Here is a 15506-nt window from a genome sequence, read left to right on the forward strand (position 1 = left end):
TATGCAGGGTAGCGATGACGGTCGGAGCCGAACTGGGGCAGTCTTCATTGTGGCGGGATTCGGGCGGGTCGGCCGCACGGCGTGGCGTTCGCGTTCACGATCTGAACGTCATCTCCGGCGCGTCGACCGCGGGCAAAGCCAACCGCCCGCTGGTTGCCAGTATCGGCGAGCATCTGCGTCGCGCGTTCGATCGGATGATCGCGTCGTCATCGCTGGTCGCCAACGATCCGGTGCTCGACGTGCGCGACTTCCCGTGGACCGCGGGGTTGCGCGACGACTGGGCGGCGATCCGCGACGACGCCGTCCGCGTCGCGCTGCCAGCCGAGGCATTGCCCGGCGGCGCGACGATCGAGCACACCCTCGCGCGCTGCCCGCATACGGCGGCCATGGTCGCGCGGATCCCCGGCCTCCACAGCGCGTCGTTTTCGATCCTCACGCCCGGCACGCACATTCCCGAGCGTCGCGGCGCGACCAAGGGCCTGATCACCTGCCACCTCGGCCTGATCGTCCCGCGCGACGGCGACGTGCGGATGCGGGTCCACGATCGCACCGTTCGCTGGGCCGAAGGCGAGACGCTGGTGTTCGACGACACCTATCGGCACGAGGTCTGGAACGACACGAACGGTACGCGGGTGGTGTTGCTGATCCGGTTCGAGCGGCCTTTGCGCAATCCCGGCAAATGGATTGCAGACCTGATCCTGCGCGTCGCGCGCCGCTCTGATCCAGCCCGACTATCCTGATCTCCCCGCTACAGACGTGACGTCGGGCCGATCGAACCAAACCGGACCGGTCTTTGCAAACCGCGCGGCCGTTTGCTGATACGCTCGTTGTACTGGTGGGGAGAAATGGCCGTGGCCAAGGATCGCGCGACACCGAGATACATGCTGACGATCGATGGCGGTGGGATACGCGGGCTGATCCCCGCGCTGATCCTCGCCGAACTTGAGAGTCGGATCGAACGGCCGCTGTGCGAGTGCTTCGACCTGATCGCGGGCACCTCGACCGGTGGGATCATCGCCGCCGGCCTCACCGCGCCGAGCCAGGCGGACAAGACCAGGGCGGCGTGCACGGCCAGCGATCTTGTCGATTTCTACCGCACCGATGGCAAGCGGATATTCCCGCATATTCTCGGCCTGTCGCAGCGGCTGCCGGGCTTCCCCTACAGCGCCCGCCCGCTCGAGAAGATTCTCGCCGTACGGATCGGTACGTTCGCGACGACTCGCGACGCGCTGACCAACATCGTCATTCCGGCCTATGACATGATCGGGCGCAAGGCCGTCTTGATGGCGGGCGGTCCTGATTACCCCGTGGACCCGGCAAAACCCGAGCGCGTCTTCCCGCTGCATGTCGCGGCGCGCGCGACCTCGGCGGCGCCGACCTTCTTTCCTCCCGCCGCCATCCCAGCGACCGCGGCGGGCGGCTCGGTCAGGGCGGAACCCGCGCTGCTGCTGATCGACGGCGGCGTCTTCGCCAACGACCCGACGATCGCGGCGATCATCGAGGCGCGCAAGCTCGGCTGGCATCTCGGCGATCTGGAAATCCTGTCGCTCAGCACCGGGGCCTCCGACCGGCCCTACAAATCCGCGGGCCACTGGTCGATCTTCGGCTGGGTCAATCCGCTGCGCCGCGTGCCGATCTTCTCGATCCTGATGCAGGCCGGCTCCAGCACGATATCGTACCAGGCCCGAGAACTGGCGAGCAGCGGCAATTATGATCGCGCAGAATTCCCGCTCAGTCCCAATGGGGGCGGGCTGGACGATGCCAGCCCCGAGCATCTCGCCGAGCTGACGGGACTGGCCAAGACATGGATCGGTGAGAACGAGGATGTCCTTGCGCGCTGGGCCGCCAAACTCAGCCCCAAGCGGTCCGACCCCCCGCTTCCTCTCGCGGCCTAATCTGTCGGATACCAACACCGCCGCGTACCAGCCGCACAGTGATGCCTGACCCAATGCGAGAGCCCCAGTACGCGAGCCACGACGCGAGAGCCCTGGCGTAGGAACTCAGCGCGCGCGCCGGCGCGACAACAAAGCGGTGCTCGGCGCCCGAAAGAAACCGTTTCCCGTTCCGCGCTTGATCCCTCGCGCCCGCCGGGCCACATGACCCTCATGCTCATCGAAACGGAATCCACCCCGAACCCCTCGACGTTGAAGTTCCTGCCGGGACGCACCGTCATGGACGCCGGCACGCGTGACTTCGCCACCCCCGAGGAGGCCGAGACCAGTCCGCTGGCCGAGGCGATCTTCAATCTCGGTGACGTGACCGGCGTGTTCTTCGGCCGCGACTTCGTGTCCGTGACCGCCGGGCCGGGCGTCGCCTGGTCGGACCTCAAGCCCGACGTGCTAGCGATCCTGCTCGATCATTTCTCCGCCGCGATGCCGCTGTTCAAGCCCGCGCGCGCCGGCTTCTCGGTGCCGTCCGACGAGCCCGCGCTGTCGGATGACCCGGCTGATGCCGACATCGTCGCGCAGATCCGCGAACTGATCGACACGCGCGTCCGCCCGGCCGTTGCCAACGACGGCGGCGACATCGTCTATCGCGGCTTCGACAAGGGCAAGGTGTTCCTCCAGCTGCAGGGTGCCTGCGCCGGTTGCCCGTCGTCGAGCGCCACGCTTAAGAACGGTATCGAGCAGCTGCTGAAATACTACGTCCCCGAAGTCACCGAAGTGAGAGCCGTCTGATGCGCGAGAAACTCGACGACACCGTCCTCGACACCGTCTTCCGCGACGCTCGCAGCTATAACGGCTACACCGATCAGCCGGTCGCCGAGTCCGAACTGCACGCGATCTGGGACCTGATGAAGTGGGGCCCGACTTCGGCCAACCAGCTCCCCGCACGCCTGATCTGGGTGACCAGCGACGAGGCCAAGCAGAAGCTCGCCGACGCCTGCAGCGCGCAGAACCAGCCCAAGATCTTGAACGCCCCCGTGTCGGTGATCATCGGCATGGACACCAATTTTCACGAGCACCTGCCCGAGCTGTTCCCGCACGCCGATGCGAAGTCGTGGTTCGACGGCAACGCCGAACTGCGCGAGGCATCCGCGTTCCGCAACTCGACGTTGCAGGGCGCGTATTTCATCATCGCTGCGCGGATGCTCGGGCTCGATACCGGGCCGATGTCGGGCTTCGACGCAGGCAAGGTCGATGCGGCGTTCTTCCACGATACGCCCGCGGTGCGGACCAACTTCATCTCGACGCTCGGCCACGGCGATCCCGCGACGATCTACGCCCGCTCGCCCCGCCCCGACTTCGCGAAGTTCAACACGATAGCCTGAAGCGGGACCTGCTCCCTCTCCCCTGCGGGGAGAGGGTTGGGGTGAGGGGCAGTTGGGAAGGGCAGCGCTCGCGGCGCCCCTCACCCTGCCCTCTCCCCTCAAGGGAGAGGGTAAGAAGTAATGCGCACTTTAGTCATCGAAACATCCACCACCGCCTGCTCGGTCGCCCTGATCGAGTCCGGCGCCATCATCGCCCGCGCGCACGAAGTCGTCGGCCGAGGTCACGCCGAGCGCCTCATCCCGATGATTGCCGAACTGCCGGAAGGCGGCCGAGCCGACCGCATCATCGTCGATTGCGGCCCCGGCAGCTTCACCGGCGTCCGCGTCGGCATCGCCGCCGCCCGCGGTCTAGCGCTCGGCTGGGGCGCGGAAATCGCCGGTTTTTCCTCACTCCCGCTGATCGCCGCCGCCGGTTTCGCCGACCGCTTAACCGACGATATTGCGGTGATCATGGAAGGCGGGCATGGCGAGGTCTTCATGCAAGCGTTCTCCGCCGATCTGTCGCCGCGATCCGACATGGTATCGCTGAAGTCCGACGCCGCGCTCGCCGCGCTGGCAGGACGGCGCGCAGTCGGCAACGGCATCCGCTGGCTCGCCGCACTCGACGAGAGTTTGGATCTTACCGAAGCACTCCCGGACGCGGTCTCCGCGATCCTGCTCCCCGCGTCGCTGACTGCGCTAGCGCCAAGCCCGATCTACGGCCGCGCGCCCGACGCCAAGCCGTCGGTCCCGAAATAATGGCCACCCGCCAGGCCGCCACCCGCACCGTCACGCTCCGCACCGGCGACGCGCGCGATCTTGCAATCGTCGACGCGCTGATGACCGACGCGTTCGACCCGCGCTACGGCGAGGCGTGGACGCGCAGCCAGTGCCTCGGCGTGCTCGCGCTGACCGGCGTCCATCTCACGCTCGCGTTCGTCGACGACTTCCCCGCCGGTTTCACGATGACCCGGTCGGTCGCCGACGAGGCCGAACTCCTGCTGATCGCGGTCGCGCCCGACTATCGCCGCCGCGGCGTCGGCACCGCGTTGATCCGCGCCGCCATCGCCGAGTGCTCGGTCGGCGCCATCGCAAAGCTCCATCTCGAGGTGCGCGCGGGCAACGACGCGGTTAACCTGTACGACGCGCACGGCTTTACCAAGGTCGGCGAACGCCGCGCCTACTACCGCGGCAAGACCGGCGTCGCGTATGACGCACATACATATTCGAAAGATATCAACAGCTAAGGCTTATTGCGAGTCACTATCCCTTTTCGCAACAGCGCGGAGGCCCTACATGGCACTCAACGAGGGAATGACACATGCCGCGCAAGATCGATCTAGAAGCACTCTGCAACGAGAAGGGCCTGCGCATCACCGAGCAGCGCCGCGTCATCGCGCGCGTGCTGTCCGAGGCGGATGATCATCCCGACGTCGAGAAGGTCTATGAGCGCGCGTCGCAGATCGACCCCGGCATCTCGATCGCGACGGTGTACCGCACGGTCCGCCTGTTCGAGGAAGCCGGCATTCTCGACCGCCACGATTTCGGCGACGGCCGCGCGCGCTACGAGCCTGCGCCCGAGGCCCATCACGATCATCTGATCGACGTCGAGAGCGGCAAGGTGATCGAATTCGTCGATCCCGAACTCGAGCAGTTGCAGAAGGCGATCGCGGAGAAGCTCGGCTTCCGGCTGGTCGATCACCGCATGGAACTCTACGGCGTCGCGCTCACCCGCAAGGACTGACGCGATCGGCCGAATCCGCTTTGGCGCGCGGCTGGCGGCGCTGCTGCTGGCGCTGGTCCTGGCGTTGCCGCTGCACGGGATGTGGCGGCTGTTCGGTCGCAAATCGCCTTGGCCGCCGCGGTTCCTGGGGCTGGTCGCGCGGATCGTCGGCGGCCGGGCGCGGGTGGTCGGCACGCCGCTCCGCCACGACGTGGTCTTCGTCTCGAACCATCTGAGCTGGATCGACATCCTCCTCCTGTCGGGCGCGACCGGCAGCGCATTCGTGGCGAAATCCGAGCTCCGCAGCGCGCCGCTGGTCGGCTGGCTCTGCACGTTGAACCACACCATTTTCGTCAGCCGCGGCGACCGCATGGCGGTGACCGCCCAGATCGCGCAGATCCGCGATGCGCTGGCCGCGGACTGGCCCGTGACGCTGTTTCCTGAGGGGACGACAGGCGACGGGACCACGCTGCTCCCATTCAAGGCCGCGCTGCTCGCCGCGCTCGATCCACCGCCAGCGGGCGTGCGGGTCCAGCCGATCCGCATAGACTATGGCGCGGCGACGAGCGAACTCGCCTGGGTCGGCGACGAGCCCGGCCCGCATCACGCCGCGCGCGTTCTGAAGCGTAAGGGGACGTTCCTCGCGACATTGCACTTCGCCGAGCCGTTCGATCCCGCGCAATACGGCGACCGCAAAGCGATCGCCGCCGAAGCGCGCAGACGTATGGAAGCGCTGTAAGCCGCGAGCAAAGACTGTTTCCCCGCGAAGGCGCGGACCCAGACTGGACTCCCACCTTCGCGGGAGAACAAGGAGGGGAAGCTCCCACCTATCCTCCAACTCGAGCACCACCCCCGGCGAAGGCCGGGGCCCAATTGGGGGACGGTGCTAACGGAGATTCGCGCGTCTTTACTGCTGCCTTGCCAATTGGGCCCCGGCCTCCGCCGGGGTGGAGCAGCTACCAGTCGGAACAGACGTAACCTCACCCCGAATACAAACCGTCCAGCCGCTCCCCATACGCCTGCCGCAAAACATGCCGCCGGATTTTCAAGCTCGGCGTCAACTGCTCGTTCTCGATCGTGAACGGCCCGTCGGCCAGCACGAACCGCCGGATCCGTTCGGTCACCGTCAGCTCCTTGTTCACGCGCTCGACCGCCGCGCCCAGCGCTGTCCTGAACTCGCTGTTCTCCGCCAGCCGCGCGAAGCTGCACGCGTCGCCGTTGCCCGCGCACCATTCCTGCGTCCACTCGGGATCGGGCACGATGAGCGCCACCATGTAGGGACGCTTGTCGCCGGCGATCATCGCCTGCGCGATCTCGGGCTGGAGGGTGAGCATCCCCTCGACCTTCTGGGGCGCGACGTTCTCGCCCTTGTCGTTGATTATCAAGTCTTTCTTGCGATCGGTGATGCAGATCCGGCCGCGGTCGTCGATCTCGCCGATGTCGCCGGTGTGGAGCCAGCCGTCCTTGAGCACCTTCGCGGTCTCGGCATCGTTGCGCCAATAGCCATGCATGACGAGTTCGCCGCGCACCAGGATCTCGCCGTCCTCGGCGATCCGGACTTCGGTGTCCTTGAGCGCGGGGCCGACCGAGTCCATGCGGACGCCGGCCTTGGGGCGGTTGCACGAGATGACCGGGGCCGCTTCGGTCTGGCCATAGCCTTGCAGGAAGGTGAGGCCGAGCGCCTCGAAGAACAGGCCGACCTCGGGATTGAGCGGTGCGCCGCCGGAGATCATCGCCTTCAACCGGCCGCCGAATTTCTTCGAGATCTTGGGCTTGAACAGGGTGGCGACGGCCGCCTGCATCGGGCGGTCGATCAGGCGGAGGCGGCCGGCATAGCGCTTGCCACCGATATCGAGCGCCTGCCGCAGCAGGTACGCCGACGCGCCGCCCTGTTTCTCGATCGTCTTCGAGATGCGCGTGCGGAGGACTTCGAACAGGCGGGGGACGACGAACATGATCGTCGGGCGCGTTTCCTCGATGTTCGCGGCGAGCTTTTCGAGACCCTCGGCGTAGTAGATCTGGCCGCCCAATGAGATCGGGAAATGCTGGCCGCCGGTGTGTTCGTAGGCGTGACTCAAGGGGAGAAACGAGAGGAAGACCTCGTCGTCCCAGCCAAAATCCTCCGAGATCACGGCCGCGCAACCGGCGCAATTGTGGAGGATCGCGCCGTGGTGCTGCATCACGCCGCGTGGCGCGCCGCCGGTGCCCGAGGTGTAGATGATGCAGGCGAGGTCTTCGCGGTCGAAGTCGGCGCGGGCGGCGGCGGTGTCGGGCGCGGTCTGGTGTGCGGCGATCAGCGCGTGCCAGTTGTGGAAGTCGATCCCGGCGGGGACCTTCATGTCCTCGAACCCGATCACGGTCTGCGCCTGGTTGGAGCGGATGACTGCGGGGAGCAGCGTCTTCGCCAGCTTGGCGGTCGAGACGATGATCGCACAGGCGCCGGCGTTCTCGATGATGTGGAGATGATCGCGCTCGGTGTTGGTGACGTAGGTCGGTACGGTGATGCAGCCCGCGGCCATGATCGCGAGGTCGCTGAGGCACCATTCGGGACGGTTCTCGCTGACCAACATCACGCGGTCGCCGCGCTTCAGGCCGATCGCGGTGAGCGCGGTGGCGAGGGCAGCGACCTGGCGCGCGGCGTCGGCCCAGCTCGTGGCGGTCCAGCCGCCGCTCGTCTTGGTCCAGAGGAACGGTGCGTCGCCCTTCTCCGCGGCGCGCGCGAAGAACATCGTGACGAGGTTCGGGAAGCGTTCGAGCTGGCGGGCCATTGTCTCTCCTGAACTGCTCTCTGACCGGCATTCATGCGGCTGGTCTGGTGACGGCTTTGTAGCGAGCTATACCGCGTTGAAACGTCCTCGTCATGCCGGGCTTGTTCCGGCATCCACGGTTCCGCGCACTCTCCGGCTTTGGATGATGCGGGACCGTGGACCCCGGAACAAGTCCGGGGTGACGGAGAGGTTTACTCCGGTGCGCGCTGGAGCACGCCGACGCGCTGAATCTGCGTGACGGTGCCGTCCTCACTGATCGCGACGCCTTCGCTGCGGGGGTCTGCGGCGCCGACCCATTTGCCGCCGACGCGTTCGATCGCATTCGCCTTCAAGCCCAAAGCGGCGACCTGGACGGTCTCGCCGAGCGCTTGCAACGCGGGGACCATCGCCTCGCGCTCTGTGCCCCTTTCGGCGGCGGCGACATGCCCCGGCGCATACAGCAGCCCGAGCGCGATGGAGTCCTGCGCGGACAATTTCCAGTCGACCACGCCGATGATCGCCTTCGCCACCTGCGCGATGATGGTCGAGCCGCCGGCCGCGCCGACCGCGAGGCGCACCTTCCCGTCGGGGCCGTAGACGATCGTCGGCGACATCGAGCTGCGTGGCCGCTTGCCACCCTCGACGCGGTTGGCGACCAGCGCGCCGTCCTTGACGGGGACGATGTCGAAGTCGGTGAGCTGGTTGTTGAGGACGGTCCCGTCGACGGTGATGCCGGAGCCGAAATAGCCCTCTACGGTGGTGGTGACCTCGACGACGTTGCCGCGGGCGTCGACCGTCGCGATGTCGGTGGTGCCGGGGACTTCGCTGACCGGGGCGCGGGTGCGCGCGGGGGCGCCGGGGGGCGAGCCGGCGGTGACGGTCACCATCGTCTTCGATGGCGAGATCAGGGCCGAGCGCGACGCGAGATACTTGGCGTCGAGCATGCCCTGCACCGGCACGCGGACGAAATCGGGATCGCCGACGTAGAGGTCGCGGTCGGCATAGGCGAGGCGCGAGGATTCGGCGAACAGGTGCCAGGCCTGCGCGCTGTCCTTGCCGAGCTTGCCCATGTCGAAGCGTTCGAGCTGCTTCAGGATCATCAGCACGGTGATGCCGCCGGACGAGGGCGGGCCCATCCCGCAGACGCGGTAGACGCGGTATCTGATGCACACCGGTGGCCGCGATTTCGCGTCGTAGCTGGCGAGATCGCCGAGCGTCATCTTCGACGGGTTGCGCGCGGCGGTGTTGACCGCGGTGACGATCTTCTGCGCCTCGGGACCGACGTAGAAGCTGTCGGGGCCCTGGGTGGCGATGCGCTGGAGGAGGGCGGCTTGCTGCGGGTTCTTGATGACTGCGCCGATCGCGACCGGCGAGCCGTCGGGGGCGGAGAAGAGCTTGCGCGTCTCGGGCGTGATGTGGTCGCCATAGGCGGTCATGCCGTTGACGAGGCGGGGGGAGGCCTGGAAACCGTCGGTCGCGAGCCGGATCGCGGGGGCGAACAGTTGTGCCCAGGGGAGCTTGCCCGAGGCGCGGTGCGCGAGCGCCATGCCGCGGAGTGCGCCGGGGATACCGACGCTGCGACCGCCGGGGACCGCGTCGCTGTGGCTCAGCGGGGTGCCGTCGGGGGTGTAGAACCAGCGTGCGTCGGCGGCGGCGGGGGCCTCTTCGCGCGCGTCGATCGTGCTGAGCGCGCCGCCGGACGCGTGGGAGATCCAGAAGCTGCCACCGCCGATGCCCGAACTTTGTGGCTCGACGACGTTGAGCGCGAGCATCGTGGCGATGGCGGCGTCGGTGGCGCTGCCGCCCGCTCGAAGGATTTCGACGCCGGCGGCGGCTGCGCGCGCGTCTGCGGCGCTGACCATGCCTTGATCTTTGGCCGGGGCGGGGGCGGCTTGGCGCGCCTCAGTGGCAGTTGGGACGAGGAGGGCGAGCGCGAGGAGGGAGGTCTTCATCGCGGGCGAGCCTAGCGCGGTTCGGATACGAGGCAAGCATTCACCGCGAACTTCACGTCCTCCTGGGGTCGACCCAGGATCCAGAGCCACACAGGGCGACATCCGTGGCTCTGGATCCCAGCGTTCGCTGGGATGACGGGAGGAGCCGGGATGACGGAAGCGGCTTAGCGCGCGTCGACACCCACCGCGTCGGCGACCGTGGCGAAGCCGTCGCGGGTCAGCAGCGCGTCCAGTTCGCGGAGGATGCGGGCGGGGAGGCCGGGGCCTTCGTATACCAGTGCGGTATAGAGTTGGACGAGGCTCGCGCCGGCGCGGAGGCGGGCATAGGCCTCCGCGCCGCTGTCCACGCCGCCGACCGAGATCAGCGGAATCGCAGCCCCAGTCGCCTTGCGAAAGTCCGACAGGCGTTGGCGAGCTAGCGGGACGAGCGGCGCGCCGGAGAGGCCGCCGGTTTCCTTCGCATTGGCCGAGCGCAGGCCGGGGCGGGAGATCGTCGTGTTGTTGACGATCAGCGCGTCGATGCGGTTGTCGAGCGCGGCGCGGGCGATGTCGTCGATGTCGGCGGGATCGAGGTCGGGGGCGACCTTGAGGAAGATCGGCGTGTCGCCCTTGGCGGCGGTGCAGGCTGCGAGCAGGTCGCGCAACGCCGCGCCGTGCTGGAGATCGCGCAGTCCTGGCGTGTTGGGGGAGCTGATGTTGATCGTGACGTAATTGGCGTGGCGCGCGGCGCGGGTCACGCCGTGGACATAGTCGGCGGTGCGATCGGCCGCGTCCTTGTTCGCGCCGACGTTGATGCCGAGAACGCCTTCGCCACCCGCGCCGCTTTCGACGCGATCCAGCGCCGCATCGAGCCCGCCATTGTTGAAGCCGAGCCGGTTGATGATCGCGCGGTCCTCGGGAAGGCGGAAGATGCGCGGCTTCGGGTTGCCGGGTTGCGGCACCGGCGTGAGCGTGCCGATCTCGACGCTGCCGAAGCCCAGCCGGAAGAAGCCGTCGATCGCCCGGCCGTCCTTGTCGACGCCGGCGGCCAGGCCGACCGGGTTGGGAAAGGCTATCCCCGCCACGGTCGTCGCGAGCCGTGGCACGCTGGGGGCGAGCGGCGCGCCGGCCTTCCCCCATGCGCCGAGCGCGGCGATGGTGAGGGTATGCGCGCGCTCGGCGTCGAGACGGAAGAGGATCGGGTGGTAGAAGGCCATGCGCGCTCTTAGGCATATCGGCCGAGGTGGCCAAACCCTACTTCCGTCATTCCCGCGAAGGCGGGGATCCAACCATCCGCATGCGCGAAAGGTCGAGTGGATTCCCGCCTTCGCGGGAATGACGGGGGAGGGCTCAGTTGCGAGTCGTTAGCACCCCTGGCCGGGTTGACGATGCACTGCACAAAGCCCATTTGACCAATCGGATCATATCGGTCCGATTGGACTCCGAAGCCACCATGCGTCTTTCCAGCCTAGCCGACTATGCGGTCGTGATGATGAGCGCTGCGGCGCGTCATTGCGGCGGTATCGCGCGGTTGAACGCGACGCTGCTGGCGGAAGAGACCGGCGTGCCGCTGCCGACCGTGCAGAAGCTGGTGAGCCGGCTGTCCGCCGCGGGACTGATTGAGAGTACGCGCGGGACTGGCGGTGGCTTTCGCTTGTCGCGGCCGCCCGCAATGATCTCGCTCGCCGACATCATCGAGGCGGTCGAGGGTCCGATTGCGCTGACGTCATGCGTCGATGGCGCATCGCAGGATTGCTGCGTCGAGCAGACGTGCAAGGTGAAGCCGCACTGGAACGCCGTCAACGGCGCGGTCCGTGGTGCGCTCGCCGGCGTGTCGCTCGCCAGCCTTTCGCAAACCCCGGTTTTACACCCCCCTCTTTCACAGGTGCCCGCATGACGCGCGCAGCGCCTTACCCCTTCCTCCGCGCTCTCTGCGCCTCTGCGCGCAAGAGTACTTGTTCGCGCCGAGACGCAGAGATCGCCGAGTTTTTAGAGAGCCGCGCCGCGGCGGAGATGGAATGATGGCTACCCGGAACGCAGAGGCATACGCCGCCGCGAACAAGACGTACGAGTGGGGCTTCTCCTCGGACATCGAACAGGAATTCGCGCCGAAAGGTCTGTCTGAAGACACGGTGCGCTTCATTTCCGCCAAGAAGGGCGAGCCGCAGTGGATGCTCGACTGGCGGCTGAAGGCGTTTGCGTTGTGGCAGACGATGGAGGCGCCCGACTGGTCGAAGCTCAACGTGCCGCCGATCGACTACCAGGACGCGTATTATTACGCGGAGCCCAAGGCGAAGCCGAAGCTCGGGTCGCTCGACGAGGTCGATCCGGAGATCCTGCGCGTCTACGAGAAGCTCGGCATTCCGATCGGCGAGCAGAAGATGCTGGCGGGTGTGGTCGAGGATTCGCTGAACGAGGACGGCACGCCCAAGCGTCGCGTCGCGGTCGATGCGGTGTTCGACAGCGTCTCGGTCGCGACCACGTTCCGCAAGGAGCTCGAGGCCGCGGGCGTGATCTTCCGCTCGATCTCCGAGGCGATCAAGGAATATCCCGATCTCGTCCGCAAGTGGCTCGGCAAGGTCGTGCCGCAGCGCGATAACTACTTCGCGACGCTGAACTCGGCGGTCTTCTCCGACGGCACGTTCGTCTACATCCCCGAGGGCGTCCGCTGCCCGATGGAGCTGTCGACGTATTTCCGCATCAACGCCGAGAATACCGGGCAGTTCGAGCGCACGCTGATCGTGGCGGACAAGGGATCGTACGTCTCGTATCTTGAAGGCTGCACCGCGCCGATGCGAGACGAGAACCAGTTGCACGCCGCCGTGGTCGAACTGGTCGTGCTCGACGATGCCGAGATCAAGTATTCGACCGTGCAGAACTGGTATCCGGGCGACGAGAACGGCGTCGGCGGGATCTACAACTTCGTCACCAAGCGTGCGCTGTGCCAGGGCAAGAACTCGAAGGTCAGCTGGACTCAGGTCGAGACCGGTAGTGCGATCACGTGGAAATATCCCTCGTGCGTGCTGCTCGGTGATGGCTCGGTCGGCGAGTTCTATTCGGTCGCGGTGACCAACAATCGCCAGCAGGCCGATACCGGCACGAAGATGATCCACCTCGGTAAGAACACGCGATCCACGATCGTGTCGAAGGGGATTTCGGCCGGGCGTTCGGACAACACGTACCGCGGGCTGGTGCGCGTCGCGCCGACCGCGGAGGGCGTGCGGAACTTCACGCAGTGCGACAGCCTGCTGCTCGGCGACCAGTGCGGCGCGCATACCGTGCCGTACATCGAGGTCCGCAACCCGTCTGCGCAGATCGAGCATGAGGCGACGACGTCGAAGATCTCCGAGGACCAGTTGTTCTACGCAATGTCGCGCGGGCTGGATCAGGAGGCTGCGGTGGCGCTGATCGTGAATGGCTTTGCGCGGGAGGTGCTGCAGCAGCTGCCGATGGAGTTCGCGGTCGAAGCGCAGAAGCTGCTGGGGATCAGCCTTGAGGGGTCGGTGGGGTGACCCGAGAGGCGCTAATCCTCAGCGATATCACGACCGTGCTTATTGGTCTGATCGCAGCGCCTTTTTTTGCTTGGTTTGCTATTCGCGGTGTCAAAGCGGGTGTCGTGGAAACCAAGTTCGGCAACCCCGATAGATCTATCGCACCGGTTCGTTTCTGGTCCTCGGTTGCTGTGTATTTTATCGGATTTATTTTTAGCTGTTCGGCGATCGTCTTCGGCATTGCGGACATCATCTTTGGATTTCGTTTTGATGCTTAAAATTGAAAACCTCCACGCCGAGATTGACGGCAAAGAAATCCTCAAGGGCCTGTCGCTCGAAGTGAACGCGGGCGAGGTGCACGCGATCATGGGGCCGAACGGGGCGGGCAAGTCGACGCTGGGCTATGTGCTCGGCGGACGGCCCGGCTATGAGGTCACGGCGGGCTCGGTGACGTTCGACGGCGTCGACCTGCTCGAGCTGGAGGCGCACGAGCGTGCCGCGGCGGGCGTATTCCTCGGCTTCCAGTATCCGGTCGAGATCCCCGGCGTGTCGAACGTCCAGTTCCTCCGCGAGGCGCTCAACGCCCAGCGCGCGACGCGCGACGAGAAGCCGCTGTCGGGGGGCGAGTTCCTGAAGCTCGCGCGCGGGCAGGCGGATCTGCTTGGCATGGATTACGACATGCTCAAGCGGCCGGTGAACGTCGGCTTTTCGGGCGGCGAGAAGAAGCGCAACGAGATGGTCCAGATGGGCATCGTCAACCCGAAGTTCGCGATCCTCGACGAGACCGATTCGGGGCTCGACATCGATGCGCTGCGCGTCGTCGGCGACGGCATCAACCGCATCATGCGCGCGCCCGACAAGGCGGTGCTGCTGATCACGCACTACCAGCGGTTGCTCGATTACGTCGAGCCGGACTTCGTCCACGTGCTGGCGGACGGCAAGATTGTCCGCTCGGGCGGCAAGGAACTGGCGCAGCAGCTCGAGAGCGAAGGCTATGTGGGGATCGCCGCGTGAGTAGCCTGTCGCAAATCCTCCCCGGTACGGGGAGGGGGGCCAGTGAAGCTGGTGGAGGGGGTTCTCCGCTTGGCGTAGCGTCCGTGGAAGCCCCCCTCCACCCCGCCGCTACGCGTCGCGGTCCCCCTCCCCGTACCGGGGAGGATTTCAGGATCGAACTTCCTTCGACGCGTGAGGAGTCTTGGCGCTGGGGTGATCCGGCGGCGATCGCGGCGGCGGCTGAGTTGCCGCGCGGCGTTGCGGTGGATGCCGGCGAGTGGTTTCTCGATTTGCCGGGTGCGCGGGCGGTGTTCGTCGATGGTGTGCTCGACGAGGGGCGCAGCGATCTGCGGCATGTCTCGATCGTACCGATCGATGGCGGATCGCACGCGCTTGGGCGTCGGACGACCGGCCTGGGTTGGTCGTTGCGGGTCGAGGCTGATGCGACGGCCGAAATGATCCAGATCGTCCACATCGCGACCGGTGGTGATAACCAGCTTCCGGCGGAGATCGTGCTGGCCGCCGGCGCGAGCGCTTCGGTAGTCGAGACGTATGTCGGGACAGGCTGGTCGAACCGGTCGACGCGGATGATGCTTGGCAAGGGTGCGAAACTTACGCGGGCGGTGCGGTTGCTTCAGGCCGGTGGTTTCGTGTCGTTGCGCGACGAGGTCGAGATTGGTGCCGAGGCGAGCCTGATCGTGACGGTGCTCGGCGCGGGCGATGCCGGGACGCGGATCGATGGGTCGATTACGGTGACGGGCGACGACGCGTTTGCCGAATATGGCGGCGCGTTGCTGACGCGGAACGACCAGCGGCAGGAGTGCGCGGTGTCGGTGCGGCATGCGGCGCTGAACGGGCAGAGCAAGCAGATCTGGCGTGCGGTCGCGGCGGACAAGTCGACGGCCAGCCTTGCGGCGCGGGTCGAGGTGGCGCGCGATGCGCAGAAGACCGACGGCGTGCAGTCGCTCCGCGGGTTGCTGTTGCAGCGCACCGCGACGGTGAATTTGAAGCCCGAGCTGGAGATCTTCGCGGACGACGTGAAGTGCGCGCATGGCGCGACGGTCGGCGAACTCGACCAGCGCGCGCTGTTCTACATGCAGAGCCGCGGCATCCCGCATGCCAAGGCGCAGGCGCTGCTCACGCGCGCGTTCGTCGGCGATGCGTTCGTGCAGATCGCCGACGAGACGGTGCGCGAGGCTTTCGTGGCGGACGCCGATGCGTGGCTGGAGCGGGCGTTGTGAGCGACGGGACAGAAATCCTCCCCGGCACGGGGAGGGGGACCAGCGCAGCTGGTGGAGGGGGGGCTCCACGAGGCGTAGCGTCTGTGGAAGCCCCCCTCCACCCCGCCGCTGCGCGTCGCGGTCCCCCTCC

16 protein-coding genes are annotated in these 15506 nt (G+C 66.8%); 13 read left to right on the plus strand and 3 right to left on the minus strand.

Annotated features, from left to right (window positions below; all coding sequences use genetic code 11):
* Window positions 1-14: 14 nt before the first annotated feature.
* The 8 genes from ASG20_RS00290 (at window position 15) to ASG20_RS00325 (ending at window position 5712) form a co-directional block, all read left to right on the plus strand.
* Window positions 15-740 carry an aspartyl/asparaginyl beta-hydroxylase domain-containing protein gene (locus ASG20_RS00290; RefSeq protein ID WP_056047104.1) on the plus strand — a complete coding sequence of 242 codons (726 nt, stop codon included), beginning with the start codon at window positions 15-17 and terminating at the stop codon, window positions 738-740.
* A 111-nt stretch (window positions 741-851) separates the two neighbouring features.
* Window positions 852-1895, plus strand: coding sequence for a patatin-like phospholipase family protein (locus ASG20_RS00295; protein WP_168371588.1), 1044 nt, complete (start codon window positions 852-854; stop codon window positions 1893-1895).
* A gap of 210 nt (window positions 1896-2105) precedes the next feature.
* Window positions 2106-2678, plus strand: coding sequence for a NifU family protein (locus tag ASG20_RS00300; RefSeq protein ID WP_056050182.1), 573 nt, complete (start codon window positions 2106-2108; stop codon window positions 2676-2678).
* Window positions 2678-3271 (plus strand): malonic semialdehyde reductase, encoded by a 594-nt coding sequence (locus tag ASG20_RS00305; protein ID WP_056047109.1) that lies wholly within the window; start codon window positions 2678-2680, stop codon window positions 3269-3271. Before ASG20_RS00300 ends, ASG20_RS00305 begins: the two co-directional genes overlap by 1 nt.
* A 120-nt stretch (window positions 3272-3391) precedes the next feature.
* Complete coding sequence (tsaB, locus tag ASG20_RS00310; protein ID WP_056047112.1) at window positions 3392-4009, plus strand: tRNA (adenosine(37)-N6)-threonylcarbamoyltransferase complex dimerization subunit type 1 TsaB; 618 nt, start codon at window positions 3392-3394, stop codon at window positions 4007-4009.
* Window positions 4009-4497, plus strand: a complete 489-nt coding sequence (locus tag ASG20_RS00315; RefSeq protein ID WP_056047115.1) for a GNAT family N-acetyltransferase — start codon at window positions 4009-4011, stop codon at window positions 4495-4497. Before tsaB ends, ASG20_RS00315 begins: the two co-directional genes overlap by 1 nt.
* A gap of 74 nt (window positions 4498-4571) precedes the next feature.
* Window positions 4572-4994, plus strand: coding sequence for a Fur family transcriptional regulator (locus ASG20_RS00320; protein WP_056047123.1), 423 nt, complete (start codon window positions 4572-4574; stop codon window positions 4992-4994).
* A gap of 64 nt (window positions 4995-5058) precedes the next feature.
* A complete protein-coding gene (locus ASG20_RS00325) occupies window positions 5059-5712 on the plus strand; it encodes a lysophospholipid acyltransferase family protein (RefSeq protein ID WP_231420385.1) in 654 nt (217 codons plus the stop codon).
* 241 nt (window positions 5713-5953) lie between these two features.
* Here the strand turns inward: ASG20_RS00325 and ASG20_RS00330 are convergent, their stop codons facing one another.
* The 3 genes from ASG20_RS00330 to ASG20_RS00340 all read right to left on the minus strand — a co-directional run bounded on the left by ASG20_RS00330 (window position 5954) and on the right by ASG20_RS00340 (window position 10868).
* Window positions 5954-7741 (minus strand): AMP-dependent synthetase/ligase, encoded by a 1788-nt coding sequence (locus tag ASG20_RS00330; protein WP_056047128.1) that lies wholly within the window; start codon window positions 7739-7741, stop codon window positions 5954-5956.
* A gap of 191 nt (window positions 7742-7932) precedes the next feature.
* Entirely contained in the window at window positions 7933-9672 is a 1740-nt protein-coding gene (ggt, locus tag ASG20_RS00335; RefSeq protein ID WP_201780654.1) for a gamma-glutamyltransferase, read from the minus strand.
* 164 nt (window positions 9673-9836) lie between these two features.
* The gene (locus ASG20_RS00340) at window positions 9837-10868 is read right to left on the minus strand and encodes a quinone-dependent dihydroorotate dehydrogenase (protein WP_056047135.1); all 1032 of its coding nucleotides are present in this window, start codon (window positions 10866-10868) and stop codon (window positions 9837-9839) included.
* Window positions 10869-11104: 236 nt separating this feature from the next.
* On the opposite strand from ASG20_RS00340, the gene ASG20_RS00345 reads away from it, so the two are divergent.
* From ASG20_RS00345 to ASG20_RS00365, 5 genes are all read left to right on the plus strand, one after another.
* On the plus strand, window positions 11105-11548 hold the full coding sequence (locus ASG20_RS00345) for an SUF system Fe-S cluster assembly regulator (RefSeq protein ID WP_056047140.1): 444 nt from the start codon (window positions 11105-11107) through the stop codon (window positions 11546-11548).
* Window positions 11549-11672: 124 nt separating this feature from the next.
* Window positions 11673-13163, plus strand: a complete 1491-nt coding sequence (gene sufB / locus ASG20_RS00350) for a Fe-S cluster assembly protein SufB (protein WP_056050184.1) — start codon at window positions 11673-11675, stop codon at window positions 13161-13163.
* Window positions 13160-13420 (plus strand): hypothetical protein, encoded by a 261-nt coding sequence (locus ASG20_RS00355; protein ID WP_056047143.1) that lies wholly within the window; start codon window positions 13160-13162, stop codon window positions 13418-13420. Before sufB ends, ASG20_RS00355 begins: the two co-directional genes overlap by 4 nt.
* Window positions 13413-14156 (plus strand): Fe-S cluster assembly ATPase SufC, encoded by a 744-nt coding sequence (sufC, locus tag ASG20_RS00360; RefSeq protein ID WP_056047146.1) that lies wholly within the window; start codon window positions 13413-13415, stop codon window positions 14154-14156. The genes ASG20_RS00355 and sufC overlap by 8 nt, the downstream gene beginning before the upstream one ends.
* 83 nt (window positions 14157-14239) lie before the next feature.
* The gene (locus ASG20_RS00365; protein WP_330218650.1) at window positions 14240-15376 is read left to right on the plus strand and encodes a SufB/SufD family protein; all 1137 of its coding nucleotides are present in this window, start codon (window positions 14240-14242) and stop codon (window positions 15374-15376) included.
* Window positions 15377-15506: the final 130 nt, after the last annotated feature.

It is taken from the genome of Sphingomonas sp. Leaf198 (assembly GCF_001424005.1).
Taxonomy (GTDB): Bacteria; Pseudomonadota; Alphaproteobacteria; order Sphingomonadales; family Sphingomonadaceae; genus Sphingomonas.

Excerpts from the sequence above, each read along its gene's own strand:
- ASG20_RS00290 (WP_056047104.1), top strand. The coding sequence starts at position 15 with ATGACGGTCGGAGCCGAACTGGGGCAGTCTTCATTGTGGCGGGATTCG.
- sufB (WP_056050184.1), top strand. The coding sequence starts at position 11,673 with ATGGCTACCCGGAACGCAGAGGCATACGCCGCCGCGAACAAGACGTAC.
- ggt (WP_201780654.1), bottom strand. The coding sequence starts at position 9,672 with ATGAAGACCTCCCTCCTCGCGCTCGCCCTCCTCGTCCCAACTGCCACT.
- tsaB (WP_056047112.1), top strand. The coding sequence starts at position 3,392 with ATGCGCACTTTAGTCATCGAAACATCCACCACCGCCTGCTCGGTCGCC.
- ASG20_RS00300 (WP_056050182.1), top strand. The coding sequence starts at position 2,106 with ATGCTCATCGAAACGGAATCCACCCCGAACCCCTCGACGTTGAAGTTC.
- sufC (WP_056047146.1), top strand. The coding sequence starts at position 13,413 with ATGCTTAAAATTGAAAACCTCCACGCCGAGATTGACGGCAAAGAAATC.
- ASG20_RS00315 (WP_056047115.1), top strand. The coding sequence starts at position 4,009 with ATGGCCACCCGCCAGGCCGCCACCCGCACCGTCACGCTCCGCACCGGC.
- ASG20_RS00340 (WP_056047135.1), bottom strand. The coding sequence starts at position 10,868 with ATGGCCTTCTACCACCCGATCCTCTTCCGTCTCGACGCCGAGCGCGCG.
- ASG20_RS00305 (WP_056047109.1), top strand. The coding sequence starts at position 2,678 with ATGCGCGAGAAACTCGACGACACCGTCCTCGACACCGTCTTCCGCGAC.
- ASG20_RS00320 (WP_056047123.1), top strand. The coding sequence starts at position 4,572 with ATGCCGCGCAAGATCGATCTAGAAGCACTCTGCAACGAGAAGGGCCTG.
- ASG20_RS00330 (WP_056047128.1), bottom strand. The coding sequence starts at position 7,741 with ATGGCCCGCCAGCTCGAACGCTTCCCGAACCTCGTCACGATGTTCTTC.
- ASG20_RS00345 (WP_056047140.1), top strand. The coding sequence starts at position 11,105 with ATGCGTCTTTCCAGCCTAGCCGACTATGCGGTCGTGATGATGAGCGCT.